At 69.7% G+C, this 25,515-nt stretch carries 18 protein-coding genes; 11 read left to right on the top strand and 7 right to left on the bottom strand.

Annotated features, from left to right (window positions below):
* Nucleotides 1–241: 241 nt before the first annotated feature.
* Nucleotides 242–2,896, bottom strand: a complete 2,655-nt coding sequence (locus ACFVV5_RS02960) for a right-handed parallel beta-helix repeat-containing protein (protein ID WP_387238686.1) — start codon at nt 2,894–2,896, stop codon at nt 242–244.
* Between the two features lie 351 nt (nt 2,897–3,247).
* Between ACFVV5_RS02960 and ACFVV5_RS02955 the strand changes: the two genes are divergently transcribed.
* Together ACFVV5_RS02955 and ACFVV5_RS02950 are read left to right on the top strand one after the other, a co-directional pair.
* Nucleotides 3,248–3,835: a hypothetical protein gene (locus ACFVV5_RS02955; RefSeq protein ID WP_387238683.1), complete on the top strand. Its 588-nt coding sequence runs from the start codon at nt 3,248–3,250 to the stop codon at nt 3,833–3,835.
* 81 nt (nt 3,836–3,916) lie between these two features.
* Complete coding sequence (locus ACFVV5_RS02950) at nt 3,917–4,366, top strand: adenylyltransferase/cytidyltransferase family protein (RefSeq protein WP_387238680.1); 450 nt, start codon at nt 3,917–3,919, stop codon at nt 4,364–4,366.
* A gap of 165 nt (nt 4,367–4,531) precedes the next feature.
* On the opposite strand, the gene pip is transcribed toward ACFVV5_RS02950, so the two are convergent.
* Complete coding sequence (gene pip / locus ACFVV5_RS02945) at nt 4,532–5,485, bottom strand: prolyl aminopeptidase (RefSeq protein ID WP_387238677.1); 954 nt, start codon at nt 5,483–5,485, stop codon at nt 4,532–4,534.
* An 80-nt stretch (nt 5,486–5,565) separates the two neighbouring features.
* Here pip and ACFVV5_RS02940 point away from each other — a divergent pair, with 80 nt between their 5' ends.
* Nucleotides 5,566–6,579, top strand: a complete 1,014-nt coding sequence (locus tag ACFVV5_RS02940) for a malate dehydrogenase (RefSeq protein WP_387238674.1) — start codon at nt 5,566–5,568, stop codon at nt 6,577–6,579.
* Nucleotides 6,580–6,626: 47 nt separating this feature from the next.
* Here the strand turns inward: ACFVV5_RS02940 and ACFVV5_RS02935 are convergent, their stop codons facing one another.
* Complete coding sequence (locus ACFVV5_RS02935) at nt 6,627–8,729, bottom strand: acyl-CoA dehydrogenase (RefSeq protein ID WP_387238671.1); 2,103 nt, start codon at nt 8,727–8,729, stop codon at nt 6,627–6,629.
* Nucleotides 8,730–8,909: 180 nt separating this feature from the next.
* On the opposite strand from ACFVV5_RS02935, the gene ACFVV5_RS02930 reads away from it, so the two are divergent.
* The 4 genes from ACFVV5_RS02930 to ACFVV5_RS02915 are packed head-to-tail and all read left to right on the top strand — an operon-like array spanning nt 8,910 to nt 11,542.
* Nucleotides 8,910–9,242 carry an ArsR/SmtB family transcription factor gene (locus ACFVV5_RS02930; RefSeq protein ID WP_387238668.1) on the top strand — a complete coding sequence of 111 codons (333 nt, stop codon included), beginning with the start codon at nt 8,910–8,912 and terminating at the stop codon, nt 9,240–9,242.
* Complete coding sequence (locus tag ACFVV5_RS02925) at nt 9,239–9,649, top strand: SRPBCC domain-containing protein (RefSeq protein WP_387238665.1); 411 nt, start codon at nt 9,239–9,241, stop codon at nt 9,647–9,649. The genes ACFVV5_RS02930 and ACFVV5_RS02925 overlap by 4 nt, the downstream gene beginning before the upstream one ends.
* A 31-nt stretch (nt 9,650–9,680) precedes the next feature.
* Nucleotides 9,681–10,208, top strand: coding sequence for a helix-turn-helix domain-containing protein (locus tag ACFVV5_RS02920; protein ID WP_387238662.1), 528 nt, complete (start codon nt 9,681–9,683; stop codon nt 10,206–10,208).
* Nucleotides 10,205–11,542, top strand: coding sequence for an MFS transporter (locus tag ACFVV5_RS02915; protein WP_387238659.1), 1,338 nt, complete (start codon nt 10,205–10,207; stop codon nt 11,540–11,542). Before ACFVV5_RS02920 ends, ACFVV5_RS02915 begins: the two co-directional genes overlap by 4 nt.
* 27 nt (nt 11,543–11,569) lie before the next feature.
* Here the strand turns inward: ACFVV5_RS02915 and ACFVV5_RS02910 are convergent, their stop codons facing one another.
* The gene (locus tag ACFVV5_RS02910) at nt 11,570–12,037 is read right to left on the bottom strand and encodes a DapH/DapD/GlmU-related protein (RefSeq protein ID WP_387238656.1); all 468 of its coding nucleotides are present in this window, start codon (nt 12,035–12,037) and stop codon (nt 11,570–11,572) included.
* Nucleotides 12,038–12,186: 149 nt separating this feature from the next.
* Here ACFVV5_RS02910 and ACFVV5_RS02905 point away from each other — a divergent pair, with 149 nt between their 5' ends.
* Nucleotides 12,187–12,768, top strand: coding sequence for a YdeI family protein (locus ACFVV5_RS02905; RefSeq protein WP_387238654.1), 582 nt, complete (start codon nt 12,187–12,189; stop codon nt 12,766–12,768).
* 38 nt (nt 12,769–12,806) lie between these two features.
* On the opposite strand, the gene recQ is transcribed toward ACFVV5_RS02905, so the two are convergent.
* On the bottom strand, nt 12,807–14,822 hold the full coding sequence (gene recQ / locus ACFVV5_RS02900) for a DNA helicase RecQ (protein ID WP_387238651.1): 2,016 nt from the start codon (nt 14,820–14,822) through the stop codon (nt 12,807–12,809).
* A 174-nt stretch (nt 14,823–14,996) separates the two neighbouring features.
* On the opposite strand from recQ, the gene ACFVV5_RS02895 reads away from it, so the two are divergent.
* Complete coding sequence (locus ACFVV5_RS02895) at nt 14,997–17,003, top strand: cell wall-binding repeat-containing protein (protein ID WP_387238648.1); 2,007 nt, start codon at nt 14,997–14,999, stop codon at nt 17,001–17,003.
* 131 nt (nt 17,004–17,134) lie between these two features.
* On the opposite strand, the gene ACFVV5_RS02890 is transcribed toward ACFVV5_RS02895, so the two are convergent.
* Nucleotides 17,135–21,145, bottom strand: coding sequence for an ExeM/NucH family extracellular endonuclease (locus ACFVV5_RS02890; protein ID WP_387238645.1), 4,011 nt, complete (start codon nt 21,143–21,145; stop codon nt 17,135–17,137).
* Between the two features lie 259 nt (nt 21,146–21,404).
* Here ACFVV5_RS02890 and ACFVV5_RS02885 point away from each other — a divergent pair, with 259 nt between their 5' ends.
* Nucleotides 21,405–21,968: a dihydrofolate reductase family protein gene (locus ACFVV5_RS02885; RefSeq protein ID WP_387238642.1), complete on the top strand. Its 564-nt coding sequence runs from the start codon at nt 21,405–21,407 to the stop codon at nt 21,966–21,968.
* Complete coding sequence (locus tag ACFVV5_RS02880) at nt 21,968–22,912, top strand: EamA family transporter (protein ID WP_387238639.1); 945 nt, start codon at nt 21,968–21,970, stop codon at nt 22,910–22,912. Before ACFVV5_RS02885 ends, ACFVV5_RS02880 begins: the two co-directional genes overlap by 1 nt.
* A gap of 15 nt (nt 22,913–22,927) precedes the next feature.
* On the opposite strand, the gene ACFVV5_RS02875 is transcribed toward ACFVV5_RS02880, so the two are convergent.
* Complete coding sequence (locus ACFVV5_RS02875) at nt 22,928–25,438, bottom strand: LuxR C-terminal-related transcriptional regulator (RefSeq protein ID WP_387238637.1); 2,511 nt, start codon at nt 25,436–25,438, stop codon at nt 22,928–22,930.
* Nucleotides 25,439–25,515: the final 77 nt, after the last annotated feature.

Genomic DNA, 25,515 nt, shown 5'->3' with positions numbered 1-25,515 from the left:
GGTGTCGTTATGGCACCCTTTTCGCGCCCCATAACGACACTTTGCGACAACTCAGCGCGATGGCGCCGGTCGTGCTGTGGATAACCGAACCAGCCGGGCGCCCGGATCAGGCCCGGCGCCCAGACTAGGCCCGAACCGCGGCGACGGTCGGGCGGCGGCCACACCACTGAACGCGGAAAGGCCGCCGCTTTCGCGACGGCCTTCCCACTGACTGTGTGCTTCTGTGCCTTTTGCTTCCGGCCTACTTCGTGGGCCAGGCGCCGAGCTGCACCGAACCGACGGGCTTGCCGGTCACAGCAGCCGTCGCACTGGGCAGCGGCTGGGCGATGGAGCCCGCGGCGGCGGTCAGCGTCGGAATCAGCTGGCCGGTCGCGGTGAGCACGTCGGACCCGTCGACCGCACGGGAGGACTTGTCCTGACCGGTGGCCGCCGTGAACTCGGCGAGCGTGTTGTACACGGCCGGGTTCGATGCCCCACGGGACCAGACGATCTCCCATGTCGGCGCCGAAGCGGTCGCCCGCTGGTAGACGTTGCCGTTCGTCGTGATGCCCATCTGGGCGGCCGAACGCTCGTGGCTGTAGTCCTCGACGGCCAGCACGGCGTTGCCGGTGCTCTTCGCCATCACGTTGTTGATCACCGTGATGTTGCCGGTGATCCACGTGACGGTCGGGTCGGGCAGCGGCTGACGCGGGTCGTGGCCGGCGGTCGAGAGCTGGCTCGCACGACGGTCACCCTGCGCGATGTTGACATCACGCGCGTTGCCGGTGATCGTGTTGTTGCGGATGTCCACCGTTCCGGTGTCGCTGACCAGGATGCCCGCGATTCCGTTGTTCGCGATCACGTTGTTGGCGATCGCGAATTTGGCCGAGATCTCCGCGACGAGGCCGTTGCCCTCGTTGCCGACGATGTCGCTGTTGGCGACGGTCACGTTGTAGACCGACTCGTCGAACCAGAGCGCATTGCCCGAGTTCCCGAGGAAGTTGCTCCCGGTCACCGTGATGTTGCGCGAGCGGGCGACCTTGAATCCACCGGCCACGGGGGCGCGGTTGAAGTGCTCGGTGTTGTTGCCCTGGGCGAGCATGCCGCTCACCTTGAGGCCGTCGGCGTACGTCGCCTGGGCGCCGAGCATGCCGTTGCGTGCAACAGTCACGTTCGTCCAGGTGCCGTTGAGGCCGCCGGTGACCAGACCAGTGGTCGCGTTGTCGGTGATCGACAGGTTCTCCAGCGTCACGTTGTTCGCGTAGATCTGGAACGCGCCCATGTCAGGAACCGACGGGGAGTAGCGCCGCACGCCGAAGCCGCGCAGAACGCTGCCGTCGCCGAGCACGGTGAACGCCTTGACGGTGTCACTGGACTGGACCTGCTTGCCGCTCGGGTCGGAACCGATCACGAGCTGCTTGGCGGCCGTGTCCACGAAGAACGTCCCGGGCTTGACGGCAGCACGCGAGCCGACCTGGCTGAGGGCCGATCCGTTGATCCAGATCTGGTCGGGGTGCGCGGCCATCGGGTACGCCGGGTTGACGAAGGCCCAGCCTGGCGCGGTGCCGTCGGGGGCGCCGCGGGTGTAGGTGGGGCTGTCGTCGAAGGCGACGTTCCAGTTGCCGGAGACCCAGGTCGAGCCGGACTGAGCCCAGTTCGACACCGTGCGGCTGCCGTCGAACCAGACGGCCTCCTTCGGATACGCCTGCACGGTCAGGTTCTTGCCACGCGGGATGGTGACGGTCTCGTGGTAGGTACCGCCACGGAGCACGATGGTCGAGCCGGCGGGGGCCACGTCCACGGCGTGCTGCACGCTCTGCCACGGGGTGGCCTGGGTGCCGCGTGCGACGGAGTCGGAACCGTTCGGGGCGACGAAGTACGCGCCGGCGGGGACGGCGTACGACGTGCTGCCGACTGCGGCCGAGCCGGTCGCGGCCCGGGCGGTGCTCTGGTTGATCGTCGCGTCACCGGTGGTGGGCGTGGTCGGCTGCGTCGGAGCGGTCGGCTGCGTGGGCGCGGTCGGCTGCGTCGGAGCGGTCGGCTGAGACGGCGTCGGGTCCGGAGTCGGCGTCGTCGTCGGCGGGGTGGTCGTCGGCGGCGGTGTCACCGGCTGACCGTTCTGGATGGCCTTCAGCGAGTACGCCGAGACATCGTCGAAGGACACCGAGGTGGCGGTGCTGCCGCTGGACACGTAGGTCCAGAGGCCGACGGCGCCGGATCCGGTGAGGCGCTTGGTGCTCGAGTCTGTGCCGGTGACCTGCCAGGCCGGCGCGGTCTTCGACGCGATCCAGGCCTTGGCGTCGGCCGTCACCGTGTCGGTGCCGGTCACGCGGAAGTCGATGGCGATCTTCTGTCCGGCGGTGACGCCCTCGGCGACCACCTTCTCCGGAGCGATGACCGTCTGGTCCGCGGTCGAGCCGTTGACGCGCGAGATCGAGAGCAGAGCGCGCGCCTTCGTGTCCACGCGAACGGTCGCCTGATAGTAGGAGCCGTTCGCCGACCGCAGCTGCACGCCCGAGTAGACGCCGGAGCCGGCTGTCGGGAGGGTGCGCAGGATGACGGCGGTGGAGACATCGGCGTCGGTCGCGGTCGCCGACTTCAGGGAAGCGGTGAGCGATGCGCCGGGTCGCGGAACGGCGGCGATGCCGGTCGTTCCATTGGCCGAGAAGGCCTGCGGGCTGCTGACGGTGTACGCGCCGCCGACGGGGGCGGTGCCCCAGCCGTTCTGCTGAACACGGTCGAGCGTGTCTGAGACGATCTTCTTGTCGTTCTCATAGGTGACCGGTGCCGCGGTGGCGGCGAGCGCCGGGAGACCGAACGCCGCGAGGGCTACACAGGTCGCTCCTGCGGCGATTCCGAATCGTAGTTTGTGACTGTTTTTGGGAGTGTTGAGGCGATGTGAGGCCTGACGAACCATACGGGGATTCTGTCCAATGCTGTCGTCGTTGTGGGGGCGGAACAGTAGTAAGCGAGACCAACGACTACTGATTTTCTCCAGGCGACGCTAGCAGAGTGCCTGGGGGCAATGCGAACGGTAACCTTCAACCATACAGTGGGGTGGACCGATCTGGTGACCCCCGCCACCCCCCGTTCGGGTGCAAACGTGTCCCTCAAAACCCCTGTTCACGGGGCGAACGATCAATACTCACGTTCTGTCGACGTGTCAAGGTGAACCGCTCGTTCCACGCGACCGCTCCACAGGCTACACCCAGTGCGTTAGCAGCTTCAGGTGGCCGCGCCACACAGATGCATCCGGGAGAATGGGTGGATGCCCGGCTCGCCGTTCCGAATCCTCGTCGTCTGCACGGGGAATATCTGCCGTTCGCCTGCGGCAGACCTGCTCTTCGTCGCCGACCTGGACGGCGACGAGCGGTTCGAGGTGGGCTCCGCCGGCACGCAGGCGATGGCGGGCTGGCCGGTCTCGCCACCGATGGCGGCGCTTCTCGCCGAGCGCGGCATCCGGAGCGATGGATTCGTCGCGCGGCAGGCGACGCGAGCGCTCCTCGCCGAGTCGGACCTCATCCTGACCGCCACGCGCGAGCACCGCGAGTGGGTGACCGCGCACGATCCGCGCACGATCCGCCGCGCGTTCACGATGACGGAGTTCTCCGAGGCGCTGCGCGCACCCGGGCACGTCGATCCGGCGACCCTCACCGCCCCCGAGCTCGTCGCCTGGGCGACCTCGCACCGTCCGCATCCGCGTCTCGCCGGCCGGGGAGCCGTGGTTCGGCGCGGGTACGTGGACGGCGACATCCTCGACCCGTACGGCCGGGGCGATGCGGCATATATCTCGTCACTGACGCAGATCGAGCCGCTCACCGCGGCGATTGCGGAGGCACTGCGCTCCACCCGCTGAATCGGGATTCTTTTGTGGTGACAAATTCTCACTTATACGCCAGAATGAGTGAGGATATCTCAACCCTAGAAGGAGCGGCCCGTGACCCGACGCGTCGGCTACGCAGCAGGGGCGTTCGATCTGTTCCACATCGGACACCTCAACATCCTGAAACACGCCAAGAGCGAGTGCGACTACTTGATAGCCGGCGTCGTCTCCGACGAAATGCTGCGCCTGACCAAGGGCATCTCCCCGGTCATCCCGCTCGCGGAACGCCTCCAGATCGTCTCGAGCATCGAGTTCGTCGACGAGGCCGTCGCTGAGACCGTCCCCGACAAGCTCGACATGTGGCGCGAACTCCGCTTCGATGTGTTCTTCAAAGGCGACGACTGGCGCGGCACGGAGAAGGGAATGCGGCTCGAACGCGAGTTCGCGGAGATCGGGGTCGAGGTCGTCTACTTCCCCTACACGATGACTACCTCCAGCAGCACGCTCCGCCGCGCGCTCGACGCTCTCACCCCGTCCGCCGAGCGCTCCGCCGCCCAGGCCTGACGCGCCCGCGCGCTTCTCGCGCCTGCCCGGCAATCGAGCCCGGACTTGATGGGCTCAACTCAGCAGATTCGACCCATCAACTCAGGACTCGATTGCGGGACGCGATGGGCGCGGGCGCACTGCGAGCAGCGCGGCGCACTGCGAGCAATAGCGCGGCGCGCAGCGCTACGCGAGCCGGTCGGTCGCCTCGATGAGCGCGTCCAGGATGCCCGGCTCGTCGAACGCGTGCCCCGCATCCGGGATCATCCGGAACTCGGCCTCCGGCCAGGCCGTATGCAGGTCCCACGCGGTCATCGGCGGCGTGCACACGTCGTAACGCCCCTGCACGATCAGTGCCGGGATGCCGCGCAGCTTGCCTGCGTCGCGGATCAGCTGGCCCGGTTCGAACCAGCCGCCGTTCATGAAGTAGTGGTTCTCGATGCGGGCGAACGCCACTGCGTACGCCGGCTCCGTGAAGGTCTCCACGAGCTCCGGGCGCGGAAGCAGCGTGATCGTCGACGACTCCCAGCGCGACCAGGCGATCGCGGCCGGGCCGTGCACCGCCGGGTCGGGGTCGTTGAGCAGCCGGCTGTAGGCCCGGATGAGGTGCCCGCGCTCGTCTTCCGGCACCGGTTCCAGAAACCCCTCCCACAGATCGGGGAAAAGCGCGGCCGCCCCGCCTTCGTAGAACCATTCCAGCTCCTCGGGCCGCAGCGTGAAGATGCCGCGCAGCACGAGCTCGCTCACCCGGTCGGGGTGCGTCTCGGCGTAGGCGAGCGCCAACGTGCTCCCCCACGATCCGCCGAACACCATCCAGCGCTCGACCTCGAGGTGCTCGCGCAGTTTCTCGATGTCGGCGACGAGGTGCCACGTCGTGTTGTCGCTGAGGTCGGCATCCGGATCGCTGGCATGCGGGAGGCTGCGGCCGCAGTTGCGCTGGTCGAACAGCACGATGCGGTACCGCTCCGGGTCGAAGGCCCGCCGCTGGCTCGGGTTGGTGCCCGCGCCGGGGCCGCCGTGCAGGAAGACGACCGGCTTGCCGTCGGGGTTGCCGCTGGTCTCCCAGTAGAGCTGCTGGCCGTCGCCCACATCGAGCATGCCGGATGCGTATGGTTCGATCTCGGGGTAGAAGGTGCGCATACGCGAGAGCCTACGGCGTGTCGCCCGCGGAGGTCAGCAGGGACCTGCCGCAACCGCGAGCCCCGGAATAGGCTGACCGCGTGAGCACCGCATCCTCCGACGAAAAGCAAACCCCTCGCACCCCCGTCACCGTGACCATCACCGGCGCCGGCGGCCAGATCGGCTACGCGCTCCTCTTCCGCGCCGCGTCCGGTCAGCTGCTCGGCCGGGACGTCCCGGTGAGACTGCGCCTGCTGGAGATCCCGCAGGGCCGCGCCGCCGCCGAGGGCACGGCGCTCGAACTGCAGGACGGCGCCTTCCCACTCGTGCACGACTGCCTGGTCACCGAAGACGCGACCGAGGCCTTCGACGGCGTGAACATCGCCCTGCTGGTCGGCGCGCGCCCGCGCGGTCCGGGCATGGAGCGCGCCGACCTCCTGGAGGCGAACGGAGCCATCTTCGGGCCGCAGGGCGCCGCGATCAACGCGGGCGCCGCATCCGATGTGCGCGTGCTCGTGGTGGGCAATCCGGCCAACACGAACGCGCTGATCGCGAGCGCACACGCTCCGGATGTTCCTGCCGAGCGCTTCACCGCCATGACCAGGCTCGACCACAACCGGGCGGTCGCGCAGCTCGCCGCGAAGCTGGGCGTGCGGGTCGCGGCCATCGACGGGGTGATCGTCTGGGGCAACCATTCGGCCAGCCAGTACCCCGACCTGTCGCACGCGACCGTGAACGGCCGCCCGGCGACGGAGCTGGTCGACGAGGACTGGCTCGTTCGCGAGTTCATCCCGCGCGTCGCGAAGCGCGGCGCCGAGATCATCGACGTGCGCGGGGCGTCGAGCGCGGCCTCCGCGGCGAGCGCCGCCATCGACCATGTGCACGACTGGGTGAACGGGACCGGCGAGCGCTGGACCTCGGCCGGCGTGATGTCCGACGGCTCCTACGGCGTCCCCGAGGGGATCATCTCGTCGTTCCCGGTGCGGGCCGCGGGCGGCGAGTGGCGGATCGTGCCCGGCCTCGAGATCGACGCGTTCTCGCGTGCCCGCATCGACGCGTCGGTCGCGGAGCTCCTGGAGGAGCGCGAGGCCGTCCGGTCGCTCGGCCTCATCTGAGGCTCGACGTCCGCGCGACACGCGAGAAGGGCCGCGCGAGCCGCCCGCTACCGCTTCTTCGTCTTGAGCGTCTTCTCGTCGACGGGCGCCGCGCCCGAGGCGCGCTGCGCGGCGTAGTACGCCCGCGCCTCCGCCTGGCGTTCGCCTTCGGTGCCGGTCGCGATCTTCGCGCGCACCAGCTCGGGTCCGTAGCCGAAGGCGTCGACCAGGTCGACGGCGTGGGGCCGGATGCGCGTGAGCAGCCTGTCGATGTAGGCCGACACCGCCTGCGCACGCTGCGGGGACAGGCGTCCGTGGATCAGGTACCATGCGAGGTGCTTCTCGATGAGGCCGAACCCGAACAGGTCGCGGAGCCAGGTGAGCACCTGACGCGTCCCGTCATCCGGAGCCTGCTCGAGGGCATCCGTGAACGCCTCCCACTGGAGCAGTTCGGCGTGGGCCCGGGCCGCCTCGATGAGCTCGTTCTGCTGCGAGTTGAACAGGTCGGCCGCGGCCTTCTTGCTCAGCTTGGAGGCGGAGCGCAGCCGGCCCGCGACCTCGCCGACCATCGTCTCGACGCGGTCGGTGAGGAGCTCGCGCTGGGTGCTCGGCTCCTGCAGCCAGTTGACCGAGCGGGCCGTCGAGCCGAAGTCCTTCACCGTCTGGGCCACGCTGCGCAGACCCGTTCCGTGGTAGGCCCTGCCGGCCGCCTGCGTGACGACGTACCGGGCCATCGCCCCGGCATCCGCTTTCGCGAACTTGCGGCTGAAGTCGGTGAGGAGCCGTTTGGCGACGAGCTGAAGCAGAACGTTGTTGTCGCCCTCGAATGTCACGTAGACGTCGAGGTCGGCGCGCAGCGAGGTGAGGCGGTTCTCGGTGAGGAAGCCGGCGCCGCCGCAGGCTTCGCGGGCCTCCTGCAGCGTGTCGAGGGCGTGCCAGGTCGAGAGCGGCTTGAGCGCGGCGGCGATCGTCTCGAGGTCCTGGCGATCGGTGTCGGTGTCGGCGCGACCGCTGAAGACGTCGTCGAACTTGTGCAGAAACACCTCGTGGGCGAAGCTGCTCGCGTATGTGGTCGCCAGCAGCGGAAGCAGGCGGCGCTGGTGACGCTGGTAGTCGAGGATGACCTCTTCGTCGCTGTCGCTTCCGGCGGTGAACTGGCGGCGCTCGGCGCCGTAGCTGATCGCGATCTTGAGTCCGATCTTGGCCGCGTTGACGGCTGAGCCGTCGAGGGAGACGCGTCCCTGCACGAGCGTGCCGAGCATCGTGAAGAAGCGGCGTCCCGGGCTGTCGATCGACGAGCTGTAGGTGCCGTCCTCCGCCACGTCGCCGTACTTGTTGAGGAGGTCGGTGCGCGGGACCCGCACGCCGGTGAAGTGCAGCCGGCCGTTGTCGATACCGTTCAGGCCGCCCTTGAGGCCGTCGTCCTCGCCGCCGATGCCGGGCAGGAAGTCGCCGTTCTCGTCGCGGATCGGCACGTAGAACGCGTGCACGCCGTGGTTGACGCCCTTTGTGATGAGCTGCGCGAACACCACGGCGGCGGTTCCGTCTTTCGCGGCGTTGCCGAGGTAGTCCTTCCACGCCCCGCGGAACGGGGTGTCGATGACGAACTCCTGGCTCGCCGGGTCATAGGTGGCGGTCGTGGCGACGGAGGCGACATCCGAGCCGTGCCCCGTCTCGGTCATCGCGAACGCGCCCGGCACGTCGAGGGACATGATGCCCGGCAGGTACGCGCGGTGGTGGTGGTCGGTCCCGAGCTGCAGCACGGCGGCGCCGAACAGGCCCCACTGCACACCCGACTTGATCTGCAGCGAGGGGTCTGCGGCCACGAGCTCCTCGAAGCCGGCGATGTTGCCGCCGTTGTCCTCCTGGCCGCCGACGATCTTCGGGAAGGCGCGGTGCACCTGGCCGTTCTCGACGAGCAGCTTGAGCTGGCCGGTGGTGCGCGCCCGCTGGTCGGCGAGCGTCAGGCCTTCGACCTTCTGCATCTCCGGCCGGCTCGACAACTCGCGCGAGGCGAGCCGGATCTCGGCCCATTCGCCGAGCAGCTGACGTCCGAGCGCTTCGACGTCCACGCGCGGCTGAAGGCCGTTCGGGGCAGCGCCGGCCGATGCTGCTCGGGCCGGGGCGGGCGTGACGGATGACGGTGTGGTGCGCGCGGCAGTATCAACCATGAGCGTTCCTCTTCGATCTCGCGGGGGACTCCGTCACGCTACGACGCGTCGCCGGGAACGCGAAGCCGCCGGTGCCCGGCCTACAAACAGGTCCCGGATGCACGGCAGCACGTTTGCGGAATGCTCCAAATCGGGACCGCACGGTTGTGCCCGTCTCCACAACGCGCGATACTTAACCATATGGTTGAGTTTGCAGCGGCAGCCGACGTCGACGCGGTGTTCCACGCTCTCGCCGATCGCACGCGCCGCGACGTGGTCGAGAAGCTGCGCGGCGGCGAGGCGAGTGTGAGCGCGCTCGCCGGCCAGCATCCGATGAGCCTGGCTGCGTTCGTCAAGCATCTCGCCGTGCTCGAGTCCGCCGGACTCGTGCTCAGCACCAAGAAGGGTCGCACCCGCTGGTGCCGCCTCGCCCCGGCGGCGCTCCGTCCCGCCGAGGAGTGGATGCGCGTCCACGGCGAGCTGTGGAGCGGCCGGCTCGACGCGCTCGAAAGACACCTGGAGGAGCATCCGTGACCCGTATCGAGATCTCGCGCACCCTCGCTGCCGACCGCGAGCGCGTGTGGCGGGCGTTCACCGAGCCGAACGAGTTCGTCTCCTGGTTCTGGCCGCCGCGGTTCCAGAGCACCGCGGAGCTGGATGCCCGCGTCGGCGGGTCGTGGCGGCTCGTCTCCGAGGTGGCCGGGATGGGCCTGTCGGGTGTGTTCGCCGCCGTCGACGAACCGGAGCGGCTGGTCTTCACCTGGCGCTGGGACGGCGAGGACGAAGAGACCCTGGTGACCGTCACCCTCACCCCGGCGGCCGGCGGCACCGTGCTGACCGTCGTCCACGAGCGTTTCGCCGACGACGCCGAGGCCGACTCGCACCTGCAGGGCTGGAGCGACTGCCTCGATCGGCTCACCGACCTCCAAAGAACCGTTTGACAGTCGTGCGCCGTCCCGTCACACTTGTCGGGTGACCGAAACCGCCGACCGGAGTGAGCTGCGCGATCTGCGCGTGCTCGCGCATCCGCTGCGCCTTCGCCTGCTGTCCCTGCTCGGCTCCGGCCCGCTCAGCGCAGCGGAGGCCGCACGCGACCTCGGCGACACCCAGGCGAACATCAGCTACCACCTGCGGCGACTGCAGGAGGCGGGGCTGGTCGAGGTCGCCGAGGAGGTGACCATCCGGGGCGGGCGCGCGAAGCGGTACCGTCACGATCCAGCCAGCGGCGAAGGGCTCGGCCGGGGAGAACCCGGCCTCCAGGACCTGATGGGCGCGATGGCCGCCGAACTGCTGCGACGTGCCGCGCTGCACGCGCCGGGCACGCCGGCGACCTTCACGGACGCCGAGTTCTGGGTGGGCGATGCCGCCTGGGAACGGGTGACGGCGCTCGTCCGCGAGGCGGGCATCGTGCTGGCCGACGCTGCGGAGAAGCCCGGCGCGGCCGGAACGCGGCGGATCAGCGCGACGCTCGCCCTCTTCGAGCTGGGGGCGTCGTCGTGAGCAACGGTCCCGCCACTCCCGGCGCCCCAGTGCGCGAGGGTTACCTGGCCGTCCTGCGCCTGCCCGGGGCGGCCGGGCCGTTCAGCGCAGCCCTGCTCGGACGCCTCTCCTACGCGATGGTCACCCTCTCGCTCCTCCTCGGCGTCCAGGCTGCCACCGGCTCGTTCGCCGTCGCCGGCGCAGCGACCGGCACGTTCGGGGTGCTGCTGGTCGTCGCATCGCCGTTGCGCGCCCGCTGCGTCGACCGCTTCGGCGCGAGCCCTGCGCTGTTCGTCATGGGCCTCCTCTTCGCGGCGGCGCTGGGCGGCGCCGCAGCCGGGTGCCTGGTCGGCGCCCCGGCCTGGCTGCTCGTCGGCCTTGCGGGGGCCGCCGGACTCTTCGCCCCGCCCCTCGGCGCCGCGATGCGCGTGGTGTGGTCCACGATCGCACCGACGCCCCGGATGCTCACCCGGGCGTACAGCCTCGACGCCGTCGCCGAAGAGATCCTGTTCACCACGGGCCCGCTCATCGTCGGGGTGCTGGTGCTCGTGGCGACGCCGGTGGTCGCCCTCTTCACCACCGCGGGCGTGGCCCTGATCGGCACCACCCTCTTCACGCTCGCCCCTGCCGTTCGGTCGCGGGCGCGGGCAACCTCGTCGCCGCACGCCCACGAACGCCCGTTGCGTCAGCGCGGCTTCCCGACGGTGCTCGTCGCCCTCGCCGGCGTCGGCATCGTGCTCGGCACCATGGAGACGGCGGTGCCCGCCTTCGCGACGGATCGTGGCTCGGCGGCGCTGTCGGGCATCCTGCTCGCCCTGCTCTCGGCGGGGAGCGCAGTGGCGGGGCTCGTCTACGGACACCGCACCTGGCGGTCGTCGCTCTCCGCGCGGCTCGTGGTGCTCAGCGTCGGGCTCGCTGCCGCCAGCGGGCTCGCCGCGCTCGCACCGAACGAGGTGACGATCGGCGTGGTCCTTCTGGGCGCAGGGCTCTTCCTCGCACCGAGCCTGGTGACCGGGTACCTGCTTGCCGACTCCCTCACGACGGAGCGGGTGCGGAACGAGGCCTCCACCTGGATCAACACGGCGGTGAACTCCGGGGCGGCCGCCGGCGCGGCCCTCGCCGGCGTTCTGGTGGACCGCACCTCGACGTCGCTCGCCTTCGCGGTCGGCGCGGCGATCGCCGTGGTGCTGACGGTCGGGGCAGCGCTGCGGATGCGGGCGACCCGCACCTCCACGGGCCTCACCCCGCAACACGATGATTCCCCGGACGACGAGGACGCTCCGGAGCACGATGATGCCTCCGGCGACGACGACGCCCCGGGACACGAAAAGGCCCTCCCCGAAGGGAGGGCCTGAGCCGCGAGGGCGGCTTCGCCTGCGTCGCTACGCGGCGCGGCGGGACGAGTCCCGCTCGCCGCGGCGCGGGGCGCGGAGGGGAGCAGCGAGCGCTGCGCGCGCCGCCGACGATCCGCGTAGCTCGATGCGGCTGCCGGACGCCACCTGCGCGTCGCGGTCGACGCGAGCGCCGTTGCCGAGCATCACGTCCTTGCCGAGCTTGGCGTTGCTTCCGATGCGCACTCCGCTGCCGACCACGCTTCCGGACCCGACGTGGACGTTGGCACCGATGAAGGTGCGGTCACCCACTGTCACGCCCTGGTCGATCCAGCTTCCGGCGCCCACATAGGCGTCGAGCCCGACTCGGGCGTTCGCCTCCACGTAAGCCGTCGCGTCGATGTACGCCGACTCGGCGACTCGTGCCGAGGGGGCGACGAGGCCGCGCCCGTTGACGTGCCTCTTGTACTTGATCACGGCGCCGGTCTCGTCCTCGAGCTCTTCGATCATCCTTGCCATCGCATCCTCCTTCGAGATCGTCGCAGAAATGGTTCATTTGGATAACGCGGCTACCACAAAATAAATTCCCTGGTTGCCTCGCAGAACGCCGACTGTACACCGTCGTATTCGTACCAGAACCGGGTTCCGGATGGGGGCACAATCGGTGTATGGACGAACGCGAAATCCTCTACCTCTCCGACGCGGCAGCCTTCCGCGATTGGCTGATCGCCAACCACGCCTCCTCGTCGGGCGTGCGGCTGGCGCTGTCCAAGAAGGGGACCGGGATCCCGAGTCCGACGTATCCCGAAACGGTCGAGGTCGCGCTCTGCTTCGGGTGGATCGACGGCCGCCGCAACGCGCTCGACGACACGTATTTCCTGCAGCTGTTCACGCCCCGCGCCCCGCGGAGCATCTGGTCGCAACGCAACCGCGATCTCGTGAACGCGCTCATCGCATCCGGCGACATGACCGAGGCCGGGATGCGCGAGATCGACCGCGCGAAAGCGGACGGACGGTGGGATGCTGCCTACCAGCCGGTGTCCGACAAGTCGCTCCCCGACGACCTCGCCGCTGCGATCGCGGCGAACGCCGAGGCGGCCGCGTTCTTCGAGACGCTCAACAGCCAGAACCGTTACGCCCTGATCTTCCGCACCACCAACGCCAAGCGCCCCGAGACGCGCGCACGACGCATCGCGGGCTTCGTCACCATGCTGGCCGCCCACGAGACGGTCTATCCGCAGAAACGCTGACGCCGGCCGCCGCCCGCCGCCCGCCGCCCGCCGCGGCGCTAGCCGGCGGCGGCCACCACGGCAAGCAGACCCTCGCCGTAGGCCTCGCGCTTCTTGGCGCCGATGCCGGTGATCCCGTCGAGGTCGCCCAGCGACGCGGGCCGGGCGGAGGCGATGGCACGAAGGGTGGCGTCGCCGAACACGATGTAGGCCGGGACGCCCTGCGTGCGCGCCTGCTCGGCCCGCCACGCGCGGAGTTCCTCGAACAGCGGCTGGTCGGCCGGGGCGAGGTCGGCGGCGGCCGACGCCGAGCGCGACGACCGGGAGGCGCGCTCCGGCCGCTCCGGCTCACGGCGCATCATCACCGTTCTGTCGCCGCTCAGCACGGAGGCGCTGTCGGGGGTGATCGTCAGGACGCCGTACTCCCCCTCGGGCTTGAGGAGTTCCTGGGCGATGACCTGGCGGACGACGCCGCGCCACTGGCTGTCGCTCAGGTCTTCGCCGATGCTCCACGTGGCGAGCGCATCGTGTCCGTACTGGTCGACACGCGGCGTGCGCTTGCCGCGCAGGATGTCGATGAGGTGGCCGGCGCCGAACCGCTGGTTGCGCTCGCGCTGGAGGCGCACGACCGTGGAGAGCAGTTTCTGAGCCGGGACCGTGCCGTCCCAGGTCTCGGGCGGAGTGATGCAGGTGTCGCAGTTGCCGCACGGCTCCGACTTCTGCCCGAAATAGCCGAGCAGGTCGACGCGGCGGCACTGCACCGTCTCGCAGAGCGCGAGCATCGCGTCGAGGTGCTGTGTCATGCGGCGGCGGTGCGCCAGGTCTCCCGGCGAATCGTCGATCATGCGGCGCTGCTGCACCACGTCGTTGAGGCCGTAGGCGAGCCATGCGGTGGAAGGCAGGCCGTCGCGGCCCGCGCGGCCGGTCTCCTGGTAGTACCCCTCGACCGATTTCGGGAGATCGATGTGGGCGACGAAGCGCACATCCGGCTTGTCGATGCCCATGCCGAACGCGATCGTGGCCACGACGATCACGCCGTCTTCGCGGAGGAACCGCGACTGCGTCGCCGCTCGCGTGGCGGCATCCAGCCCTGCGTGGTACGGCAGGGCGTTGAGTCCGCGGGCGCTGAGGAACTCGGCCGTGCGCTCGACCGTGTTGCGCGAGAGCCCGTAGACGATGCCCGCGTCGTTCGGGTGCTCGGTGCTGATGAAGTCGAGCAGCTGCTTGCGTACCTCTGCCTTGGGCACGATGCGGTACTGGATGTTCGGCCGATCGAAGTCGGCGACGAACTGTGCGGCGCCCTCGAGCTTGAGGCGGGCGGTGATCTCGGCGTGCGTCGCCTCGGTCGCGGTCGCCGTGAGGGCGATGCGCGGCACGTCGGGCCAGCGCTCGGCGAGCTCGGAGAGCGCGAGGTAGTCGGGCCGGAAGTCGTGTCCCCACTGCGACACGCAGTGCGCCTCGTCGATGGCGAACAGGGCGATCGTGCCGCCGGAGAGGAACCGCTTGGTGGACTCCGAGGAGAGCCGCTCCGGAGCGACGTAGAGGATGTCGAGGTCACCGCCGAGGTAGGCGCGCTCCACGCGGGAGCGCTCGGTGGCGTCTTGGGTGGAGTTGAGGAAGGCGGCTCGAACGCCGACCGCCGTCAGAGCATCCACCTGGTCTTGCATGAGGGCGATGAGCGGCGAGACGACGACGCCGGTGCCTTCGCGAACGAGCGACGGGATCTGGTAGCAGAGGCTCTTGCCGCCGCCGGTCGGCATGAGGACGACGGCGTCGCCGCCCGACACGACCTGGTCGATGATCTCGGCCTGCTCACCGCGGAACGAGTCGTAGCCGAACACGGTGTGCAGGGCCTCGGCGGGCGTGGCGAACTTCGCGGTCGCTGCGCGCGGTTGCGGCCGCGCGGCCACGGCCACCGACGGGGCGGCAGGGCTTGCGCCGGACGCACCTCCCCCGAAGTCGACCGCGCCACCGAGGTAGGGGTCGCCGGGGAAGTCGGAGAAGGGCGGCTCGTCGTCCAGCGGCGGCGCATCGCGCTCGTCGGGCTCCCAGGGCACTTCCGCGTTCCAGCTCATTGAATGATCGTAACGACCACAACCGACCTGCGGCTCCACAGCGTCGATCTGTGGAGAACCCTCAGAGGTCACCCGATGTGGGGGAGCAGCAGTCCTACGCAGGCCGCGCGTTTCAGCTAAAGTCCCTTCAGGCGGGCGCGATCGGTCTCCCGAAGTCGAGTAGGGAAATCGAACATGCACAGTCGCACGCTGGCCGCTGCCGTCCTCGCGCTCGCTGTGGCGATTCCCATCGGAGTGACCGTTCCCGTCGTCGACAACGCCGCGCCGGCTGCTGCCGCGCCGGCTGCTGCCGCGCCCGCACCTGTGGCGTCGCCGTTTCCGGCGGGCGTGACACGTCTGAGCGGCTCGTCCCGTTACGAGACCGCCGTCGCGGTGTCGCGGCAGTACTCCCGCGGCGTCCCGGTCGCATTCGTCGCGACGGGGACGAACTTTCCGGATGCGCTCTCGGCTGCCGCGGCGGCAGCCAAGCTCGGCGGTCCCTTGCTGCTGACCAAGCCGACGCAACTGCCCGCTTCGGTGAGCGCCGAGCTGTCCCGCCTGCGGCCACAGCGCATCTACGTCGTCGGCGGAACGAGCGTCGTCAGCGCAGGAGTCGCGACAGCGCTGTCGCGCTTCGCGACCACCAGCCGTCTCGCCGGCGCCAACCGGTATGCGACAGCCGACGCCATCATCCGCAGAGCTTTTCCCCACGCAGACCACGCCATCATCGCAACCGGACGATCCTTCCCCGACGCGCTGGCTGCCACCGGCGCCGCCGGAGCGAGGCACGCGCCGATCATCCTGGTCGAAGGCACCCGGTCCGCCGTCCCGAAGGCGACGCTCGACAGGCTTTCCGCGATGGGAGTCACTTCGGTCGGAATCGCGGGCGGAACCGCCGTCGTCTCGACGGGCATCGAGACCCAGCTCCGCCACGCCGGCATGACCGTGACCCGCTACGGCGGAAGCAACCGCTATTGGACGGCCGCACTGCTCAACAAGGCCTATTTTCCGCCGGGCTCATCGCCGACGTCCTTCCTGGCGACCGGCGTCAACTTCGCCGACGCCCTGGCTGGGGGGGCCCTCGCCGGCCGGCTCGCCGCGCCACTCGAACTCAGCACCCGCACCTGCGTCGAACCGGCCGTCGGCGACCAGCTGAGCACGCTCGGGGCCACCAGCGCCGTCGTCCTGGGTGGCGCAGGGGTGGTCTCTCAGGCGGCTGCACTGAACGCGCGCTGCGTCCACCCCAGCGTGGCCGAGCCGCTGAAGGGCTGGGCGACCTCGGCATGGACCCTATCCGCCGACGCCGATCTCCCGTACGCGGACCGGCCGCCTGTCGATGTGAACAGCCCGACCATCAAGGTCGACTCGACCGGTCTGGTGATCTACGTGCGGCGCGACACCGGTAAACGAGCAGACCATCCGGTCGCCTATGCGCAGTACGGAATCTCTGCGCTCCTCGAATACCAGAAGACCGGGAACAAGCTCTGGCTCGATCGGGCGATCCGCCAGGGCCAGCAGCTGATTGCCATCCACACTGAGCGCAGCGGCTCCTGGTGGTTTCCGTACACCTTCCCGTGGACCTACTACGACCGCACGCTGAAGGCGCCGTGGTACTCGGGAATGGCGCAGGGACAAGTGCTCTCGCTGTTCGTCCGGCTCGCCGAGGCGACCGGAAACACCCTGTGGGACAACGCCGCAGATCACACGGCGACCAGTTTCTCGCAGCAGCATTCTGCCAGCGCACCCTGGGCGAGCCTCGTCATCGACCGCCATCTCTACTTCGAGGAGTACGCGGGCAACCAGCCCCCGCTCCTGGTGCTGAACGGCCACATCTTCGCGCTCTTCGGTCTCTACGACTACTGGCGCCACACGGGGAACGCAACCGCGGCCGGCCTCATCGACGGCGCCGCGACGACAGTGCTCGAGCGGATGCTCCCGGCGGTCCGCGTCGTTGGCGGCGTCTCCTACTACTGCGTTCAGGCTGTCTACTGCCAGAGTCCGCTGTGGCAGAACGCGGCTTACCACCCGATCCACTCGTGGCAACTCGACACGCTGGCCCGCCTGACCGGAGACGCGCGATTCTCGACCGCAGCCGACCAGTTGCGTTCCGACTGGGCTCCCATCGCTCCGTTCTCGCGGCGTTCGACACCGGCCCCGGCACCGCAGCCCCTGGATCAGGCACCGGACCTCGGCACCTGGTAGGCGCATCCGCCCGACCCGCCGACAACGCGTGCTCCTAGCCTGGGAACGCGCAGGATGGTCGGACGCCGACCTGGCGCACGAGAAGGGGCCCGAACCGTCGCCGGCCGGGCCCCTCTCGTCGGACTACCCCGCTACCAGAGCAGCACGGGGAACGGCAGCGAGGCCGATGACTTCACCGTGTCCGATCCGCCGTAGACCGCAGTCAGCTGGTGCAGCCCGGCCCCGAGCTTGGGCAGGGTGATCGTGGCCCTGCCGCGATCGCCCGCCTTCAGCACCACGCTCGCCACCGGCTTCGAGCCGTCGAGCACGACCACCGTTCCGGTCGGCTCGACTCCCTTCGCCGCCGTCACATCCACCGTGTAGCCTATCGACGAGTTGTGGTTTCTGAACACCGTGTTCGCCCAGCCGAGCGTGTAGCTCGAGACCTTCACCGGCGGGGTCACGCCGGCCACGGTGATCGGCACCCCGATCTTCGTGTCCGTGCCCGGCACGGTGATGGTCAGCGTCTGCGCTCCCGAGACCCCCGACGGGATGGTGATCGTCACGACGGCTCGGCCCACCTCGTCGGTGGTGTCGACGAGCGCCGGGTCGATGGACGCGGTGCCGACGACGGCGCCGCCGATCGCGAGCGACACCGACGTGGGCTGCGTCGCCGTGTCGCTGAACAGCAACGACGACAGCGCGACCGACACCGTCTCACCAGGCTGGTACGCGGTTCCGGATGCCGGCGCCGCCGGCTTCACGCCGACCGCACGCTGCGCCGTGTCCGGCGAGGCGGTGGGGTTGGCCGTGAAGTAGTCGACCATCGACTGGAGGTCGATCTTTCCGGAGTCCTTCTTCCCGGTGCCCGAGGCGAGGGTGGCGAAGTTGTCGCCGCCCGACGAGAGGAAGGAGTTGACGACCACCTTGTGCGTGTCGGCATCCTTCACCTCGACGCCGCCGAGGTAGACGTGCGTGATGTGCGAGCCGGCGGCCGCGCTCGGGTCGTACGTGTAGGTCAGACCCTTCGACACCCCGAGCTTGAGGAACGGACGGCTCGCCGCTGCCGGCTGCCACTGCTCTTCGAGCACCTGCGTGAGCTGAGCGCCCGTCAAGGTCTCCGTCACCAGCGTGTTGGCGAACGGCTGCACTCCCGCGGCCTCCTGGTAGGTGACGTTGCCGTCCGGGTCGTTCGCGCCGCTCGACGCATACGTCAGGTCGGCACGCAGGCCGCCCGGGTTCATCAGGGCGATCTCGGCGCCGGCATCCTGGGTGGCCCAGAGCTGCACGTCGGCGACGAAGTTGCCGAGCGTCGACTCTCCGCCGCGGTTCTCCGAGCCGTTGGCCTGACGCGCCCGGTTGAGGTCGGCCGTGATCCGGCCGACCGACACCGACCCGAGCTGCTTGGCCACGGCGACCGCGTCCGCCACGATCGGCGTCACAGCCGGATCGGCCGGGTAGAGCGGCTTGCCGGCGGCGTCGTTCAGCGGAAGCAGCTCGCTCGTGAACGAGTCGACCTTCTTCGTCTGCGGGTCGACGCTCAGCGCGATGTGGCCGAGCTTCTCGCCGTACTGGCCCGACTGGATGACCGGGCGCGTGCGATCGGTGCCCGGGATCGCGACCGCGTGCGTGTACGCCTGGTGGGTGTGCGCCGAGACGATCGCGTCGATGTCGGCGTTAGCCCCGGTCACGATCCTCCCGAAGGCCGAGTCGTTCGTCGAGTCGGCGAGCGCCGGAGTCGCCGCGCCTTCGTGCACCAGCAGCACGGTCACATCCGATTCGCCGTTCGACGGGTCGCCGTCGCGCAGCTTCTCGGCGACGGCGTTGACCGACGCCGTGACGTCGCGCACGTCGATGCCGGAGATGCCCGCCGGGGTGACCAGCGAGGGCAGCTCGTTCGTCACCGCGCCGATGAAGCCGACCCGGATGCCGCCCACGTTCTTGACGTAGTACTGGTCGAAGGTCGGGGTGTCCGTGCCCTTGTCGAAGATGTTCGCCGCGAGGTACGGGAACGTCGAGGCCGGGGTCACACGACCCGTGATGTCGGACACGCCCTGATCGAACTCGTGGTTGCCGAGGCTGCTCACGTCGAGCTTCATCGCGTTGAGGGCATCCAGAGTCGGCTTGTCCTTCTGGATGAACGAGGTGAACGTCGAGGCGCCGATGTTGTCGCCGGCCGACACGAACACGGTGTTGGGGTTCTTCGCCCGGAACTGGTTCACCGCTCCCGAGAGCACGGCGGCACCACCGGATGCTCCCCCGGCCTCGATACGTCCGTGGAAGTCGTTGATCGCCAGCAGGTCGATCGAGACCGGTGCGTCCTTCTCGACGATGCCGACCTTGATCGGGTTGTGGTCGCTCGCCCGGAAGGGCGTTCCCGCCTCGGCCGCGCCGAACCCGTATCCGCGGTCGGACCACTCCGGCGCGTTGATGTCCCACACCCCGGCGCCGGCGACGCTGGCCGCCAGCTCGGGCGTCGCGAGCGCGTGGTCGAGGGAGCCGACCTCGCCGTCGAAGCTGTAGGTGTACTGGCCCTTGGCCTTGGTGGAGACCAGGTCGATCAGTCCCGCCGACGTGAAGACGTCGATCGGGTCTTCTTTCGTGTAGGCGTTGAAGTCGCCGAGCAGCAGCACGTTCTTGCTGCCGCTGGACTGCTCCAGCTGTCCGACGAGCCCGAGCATGCTCTTGGCCTGCGCGACGCGGTCGGCGTTGAAGAGCCCCTGGCCGTCCGCCGGCTCCGTGCCCGTGCCGCTCTTGGACTTGAGATGGTTCACGACCACGGTGAGCGTCTTCGATCCGGACGTGAAGGTCTGGGCGATGGGCTCGCGGGCGTTGCCCCACACGGCTTCGTCGATCACGGTGGCACTCGCTCCGACGCGGCTGACGGCGGCCTTCTTGTAGATGATGGCGGTCGTGATGACGTCGGTGGTGTCGACAGCGCCGGCCAGGGCATCCGGAGTCGGCACGTAGGCCCAGACCTCGGAGCCCGCTGCGGCGTTGAGGCCGGAGACGAGGTCGGCGAGCGCGGTGTCGACGGGCTTGCCGAAGTGGATGGAGTTCTCGATCTCCTCGAGGGTCACGATGTTCGCGCCGAGGGCGTTGATCGCGGCGACCTCTTTCGACTTCTGCAGCTGGAACTGCTCGGCCGTCTTGGCTCCTCTGGCCAGAGCGTTCTCGCTCTGCAGGGTGGTGAAGTAGTTCTCGACGTTGAACGAGGCGACCGCGAAGTCGCCGCCCACGGTGGGCGCCGCATCCGGTCGGGGGTTGGTCTGCTCGAACGTCGGTTTGAGGTCGGCCGGGCTGGCGTCGTTGATCGGCTTGGTCGGCTGGAGCCGCCAGTCGTCGAAGCCGTAGTTGAGCACGTAGGGCGCGGTCGGGAAGTCGACCGTGTCGCCGTTGCGAACGACAGTGGCCTTGGTCAGGTACGGCTGGTCTCCCGCGTGGTCCTTGTTGGCGATCTGGATGTTGTAGCCGTCGTCGAGCAGGATGCGGTCGGCCCGGTTGGCCTTCGCGATCGCGTCGGCCGCGGGGCCGGGGCGCTCGGTCTCCGTGCTCTTCACGAGGGGCGCGTCGCCCGCCGCCAGCCACAGCGTGCCGAAGTTGTACACCTGGTGGCTCGAGGCGACCCGGTAGGTGCCGGTCGGCTTCACGAGCATGCTCTCGTACTGCTCGCGATCCGTGCCGCGCACGGTGTCGGGCAGCGGGGTCGCGGCGGGAACACCGACGCCGGCCGTGACGAGCTCGACCGCCCCGGCCGCCGAGGCGGTGATCTGCGTCTGGCCGAAGTACTCGCTGACCGCGCCGGTGACGTTCACCAGGTCGCCGATCGCGACGGCGGGGTTGGACGCGTTGAGGAACACGAAGACGCCGTCGGATGCGCCCGGAGTGGCATCCGTCGCCCCGCCGCTGCCTTGCGTCTGGATGAAGATGCCTTTGTAGCCGCCCACCCGGTGGTCGGCGGTGACGATGCCCTGCACCGTGACCGTCGAACCGTTCAGGGGGCTGATGTCGGAGGTGCCCTGGACCGCGGCGATCGTAGTGGTGGGCGTCGCAGCAAGGGCCGGCGTCGCCGTGAGAGTGGCGACGCCGAGGGCGACGGCGGTGGCGAAGGCCAGACCGCCGGCGAGGTGGCGGAGGGAACGAGGTGCGGCCGTGCCGGCCACCTCTCGTGTCCCGCCCGAAGGCAGAGGTGTAGCGGAGCGTTGCGGCATTGTCGGAAATCCCCTTCACGACTCAATGTGTTGGCGGCGCACGAGAACCGGGGAGGCGCCCCATTGCGCCGTGCCCCGCATGTACCCCCTTCGGGGGCGCACGGGTGAAACTATAGGTCTACCTCTTCCGGGCACGCCAGGGGCTCTCAGAAATGTCGCGTGCTCTTAAGTTGCCGGTCACACGGCGCACCCGCGCTGCTACCATCAGCGCATGCGCCGCTTGATCGTCTCGGAGTTCATCACACTCGACGGGGTGGTCGAGGCGCCGGGCGGCGAGACGACGCACCCGCACACCGGCTGGACGATCCCGTTCGGCACACCCGAGCTCTTCGCCTTCAAGCTGCGCGAGACGATGGAGGCGGAGTCGCTGCTGCTCGGGCGCAAGACGTTCGAGAGCTTTTCGTCCGCATGGCCGGAACGCGACGGCGAGCTCGCCGACAAGATGAACACGATGCCCAAGCAGGTGGTGACCGGATCGAGGGATGCGCTCGGCTGGAACGCGAGCCGCCTCGGCGACGACGTGCGCGGCGCGGTCGGCGAGCTGAAGAACTCCGACGGCGGCCCCATCCTGGTCGTCGGCAGCGCCACCCTGGTGAAATCCCTGCTGGTCTGGGGTCTCGTCGACGAACTGCGCCTCCTGGTGTATCCGGTGATCGTCGGCGGCGGCTTGCGCATCTTCCCCGACGACCGTGCGATGGCGACTCTCGACCTGGTCGAGCTGGAGCGCTACGACAGCGGCGCCGTGCTGCACGCGTACGAGTTCACGCGGGGCTGATGCTCACCGCCGTTCTCGGGCTCCTCGCCGCCCTCGTCTACGGGTCGGCCGATTTCTTGGGAGGCCTGGCATCGCGCCGGATCAGCCCGGTGCGGGTGACGGCGATCTCGGCGGCGGCCGGTCTGGTCGCCTTGCTCGTCGCCGTCTCGTTCTCGGGCGGTCGCTGGTCCGCGTCCGCGGTCGGGTGGGGAGCGCTCTCCGGTGTGGTGGGGGCGATCGCGATCGCACTGCTCTACGCGTGCCTGGCGATCGGTCCGATGAGCATCCTGTCGCCGCTGACGGCCGTGGTCTCAGCGGTGGTGCCGATGACCTGGGGGCTGATCGGCGGCGACACGTTCGCGCCGATCGGCTACGCGGCGCTCGGACTGGCCCTCGTGGCTGTCGTTCTCGTCGGCTTCGTCCCTGAGAAGGGGGCGGTGCGCCCCAGCGTGCGCGGAGTGCTGATGGCGATCGGTTCCGGCGCGATGATCGGGACCTTCCTGATCATCATCGACCAGACGCCCGACGACTCCGGTCTGGTGCCGCTGGTGCTGAATCGCGGGGTGAGTGCGACCCTCATGTTCGCCGCGGTGGGCGTTCTCGCGCTGGCCGCGAAGCGCAGGGCGGCGTCGCGCGTGGATGCCCGGGAACACGCGACGGTCCCGGCCGCGACCGAGCGCGAGGTGCTGGAGCCGGAGACGACGCCGGCCTCCCGACCCCTCGGAGGCTGGCGGCCCGGTCTGCCACTCGCCGTCGCCTGCGGACTGGTCGACGCCGCTGCCAACGTGTTGCTGCTGGTGGGCATCCGGCTCGGCGATCTGACCGTCATCTCGGTGCTCACCGCGATGTACCCCGCCGGGACGATCCTGCTCGCCGCCCTCGTCCTCCGGGAACGCATCGCGCCGGTGCAGTGGGCGGGACTCGCCCTCGCGCTCGCAGCCGCCGGGATGCTCGCCATCGCGTGACGCGCGCCGTGCAGGTCAGGCCACGCGTTCTCCTCCCGCGCGCGGAGCGCGGCCGCTCGGGTGCGTACCGCGGAGCAGGCCGGCCGCGAGCGCGATCCTGACGGCATCGTGCCGCGACGACGCCCCGAGCTTGCGATAGACACTTCCGGCCTGGGTCTTGACCGTGTTCACGGAGACGACCAGGGATGCCGCGATGACCTCGAGACTCGCGCTCGACGCGAGCCGCTCGAGCACGACCCCCTCCCGCGGGGTGAGCTCGGCGGCCATCGCCGACTCGTCGAGCAGCGGCACGAGCTCGTGCGCTGCGGGGAGCCGGGAGCCCGGCGCTCCCAGGAGTGCTCGCACGTCCTGCCCGATCGCCAGCGCGAACGGTGTCGTCAGCCGGTGGGACTCCGCGATGCGGACGGCCTGCTCGAATGCGTCGCCGGAGGCAACGCGATCGCCGGCTCTCTTCATCGCCGACCCGCGGATCAGGAGCGCGTCGACTCGATCGCGCGGCGGGAGCTCTTCGGCGAGCACGTCGTCTGCGAGCGTCAGCGCGCTGCGGAAGTCACGCCTCATGAGAGCGAGGCGGGCGGCGGCGGTGCGAAGGGCTCCCGTTCCGTCGGGGAAGGAGCTGATCGCGTGCTGAGCGGCGCTGATGGTGCGTTCGGCGATCAGGAGGGTAGCGCGCAGCGCGACGAGCGGAGCGTGCTCGACGTTGCCGGCGGGCGGCGTGTTCGCGCACAGGAGCTCGCGCTCGAGGAGGTCGAGCGCACCGCTTCGCTCACCGCGGCAGATCGCCCGGAGCGCCCGCGCGAACACCGCGTATGGGCGGAATTCGCCGAGGTGCGAATCGCCGAGTCCGTCGAGACGCGGGTCGCGGGCATCCGCGCAGCCCCGTTCCGTCGCGATGAGGTGCCGCGCGATTCGAACGGGCGCCAGCGACTGCGGCGTGAGGCCCCCATCGACGCGCGCCCGCGCGTCGACCCGGGCACAGGCCTCCTCGGCCTGGTCGATCTCGCCTCGCACAGCGTGAGCGACCGCCTTCGAGCCCAGCGCGAAGACTTCGGAGTCCCGGTCGTGCTCGTGGTCGGCCATCAGCGCGGCGCGTCGGAAGCAGGCGATGGCCTGTTCGGTGCTGCCGAGGCGGAGTCTGGTCATCCCTATCTCGGCCCAGCCGAACGAGGGTACGGCGTGCTCGGCCGTCTGGATCGACGAGAGCTGAACCTCGGCCTCGGCCAGGCGGCCGACTTTACGCAGTGCGATCATGCCCGCCAGCTCGATCCAGGAGCGCTGCCCGGCCTGGCTCGAACGGATGCGCGGCAGTGGCAGCTCCGCCGCGGTCACGTAGTACGGCATCGCGGCCGAGCTGCCGTCGCCGTGATATTCGGTGAGGAGACCGGTGACGGTCAGCAGCACGGCCGATCCCGTGATGGACGCCTGGTCGATCCCCCGCAGCGTGAGGAAGTATTCGCGGGCTTCGGCACCGAACACGGACGCGAGCCGACGGACCACGATCAGCTCGGCCAGGGCGACATCCAATGCGCCCAGGGCGTGACGCAGAGCCGAGAGTGCGTCGCCGTCGAACTCGAGGGCTCCGGCCACGCAGTTTGCCAGCCGCTCGCGCGCCGCGGGCTCGGCTTCTTCCGACCCGGCCAGAAGCGCGCGCCTGATCGGTTCGAGGATCTCGAACACCGGCCGGCCTCTGCCGTGCCGGTGGGTCCACGAACCGAGTCCCGCGGCTTCCACCGCTGAGATGAGGTCGCCGCCGCCGGCATCCGGAGCGAGCCGCTCGACGATGGCCGGTGTCACGTAGGGCGCTGCGGCCGACCGTTGCAGCGCCTCGAGCTCGTCGGGCGAGACCTCGAGACGGTCCAGCAGTTCGCCCGAGACCGCGAGGAGAGCTCGATCGAGTGCGCCTGCGGCGGGCTCGGACCTCTCAGCCTCGATGATCCGGAACAGGGCGCGTGCGGCCAGGGGCCAGCCTCCGGTGACGCGCGCGATCGTGTCGAGGGTCGTCTTCGCTGCCGTCAGTCCGAGCGCGGCGGATGCCCGCTCGAGTTCGTCACGCGTCAGCGCCAGGTCGTCTGCGGTGATGACGCACAGGTCGAGGCCGGCCGCCGCCGCCGGAGCTTCGAAACCGGTGATCGTGCGGGTCAGGATCATCAGCTGGAGGCGAGGGGAGCGGCGGATCAGTCGCGTCAGCCCGGCGGAGAGCCGTGAGTCCCACCGCTGGTCGTAGCCGTCGAGGACGAGGAGCATCGGTTCGGCCGAGAGGGCGCCGGCCGGCCGTCGCCGATCGTCGAGAGCGCTCCAGAACGCGTCCGCTTCGGGGGCGACCCTCTCCAGATCGATCCACACACCATGCCGTCCGGCCGTCTCTGCCGAACCGAGCCAGCGGGTGACGAGGCTCGTCTTTCCGTAGCCGGTCGGCGCTCGGACGATCGTGACCTGATCGGCGAGGGCCTCGTCGAGCAGCGATTCGAGCCGCGGACGCGCGATGACCGTGCGCGAGAGGCGCGGGAGGCCACGAACGCGGGTCACGGTCTCCCCTCCAGGCGGTCTGCAACACCGAAGCCGACGGGCACGGATGCTCGATGTTAGCATCCACATATCGGCTG

The organism is Leifsonia sp. NPDC058248 (assembly GCF_042881905.1).
Classification (GTDB): domain Bacteria; phylum Actinomycetota; class Actinomycetes; order Actinomycetales; family Microbacteriaceae; genus Leifsonia.
The sequence above is the reverse complement of the archived record's forward strand: the minus strand, read 5'-3'. Positions and strand labels throughout refer to the sequence as shown.

What these genes read in the sequence shown, in the direction of transcription:
- ACFVV5_RS02935 (WP_387238671.1), bottom strand. Translation starts at nt 8,729, where the DNA reads ATGGTTGATACTGCCGCGCGCACCACACCGTCATCCGTCACGCCCGCC.
- ACFVV5_RS02905 (WP_387238654.1), top strand. Translation starts at nt 12,187, where the DNA reads ATGGACGAACGCGAAATCCTCTACCTCTCCGACGCGGCAGCCTTCCGC.
- ACFVV5_RS02930 (WP_387238668.1), top strand. Translation starts at nt 8,910, where the DNA reads ATGGTTGAGTTTGCAGCGGCAGCCGACGTCGACGCGGTGTTCCACGCT.
- ACFVV5_RS02880 (WP_387238639.1), top strand. Translation starts at nt 21,968, where the DNA reads ATGCTCACCGCCGTTCTCGGGCTCCTCGCCGCCCTCGTCTACGGGTCG.
- recQ (WP_387238651.1), bottom strand. Translation starts at nt 14,822, where the DNA reads ATGAGCTGGAACGCGGAAGTGCCCTGGGAGCCCGACGAGCGCGATGCG.
- ACFVV5_RS02910 (WP_387238656.1), bottom strand. Translation starts at nt 12,037, where the DNA reads ATGGCAAGGATGATCGAAGAGCTCGAGGACGAGACCGGCGCCGTGATC.
- ACFVV5_RS02960 (WP_387238686.1), bottom strand. Translation starts at nt 2,896, where the DNA reads ATGGTTCGTCAGGCCTCACATCGCCTCAACACTCCCAAAAACAGTCAC.
- ACFVV5_RS02895 (WP_387238648.1), top strand. Translation starts at nt 14,997, where the DNA reads ATGCACAGTCGCACGCTGGCCGCTGCCGTCCTCGCGCTCGCTGTGGCG.
- ACFVV5_RS02885 (WP_387238642.1), top strand. Translation starts at nt 21,405, where the DNA reads ATGCGCCGCTTGATCGTCTCGGAGTTCATCACACTCGACGGGGTGGTC.
- pip (WP_387238677.1), bottom strand. Translation starts at nt 5,485, where the DNA reads ATGCGCACCTTCTACCCCGAGATCGAACCATACGCATCCGGCATGCTC.
- ACFVV5_RS02955 (WP_387238683.1), top strand. Translation starts at nt 3,248, where the DNA reads ATGCCCGGCTCGCCGTTCCGAATCCTCGTCGTCTGCACGGGGAATATC.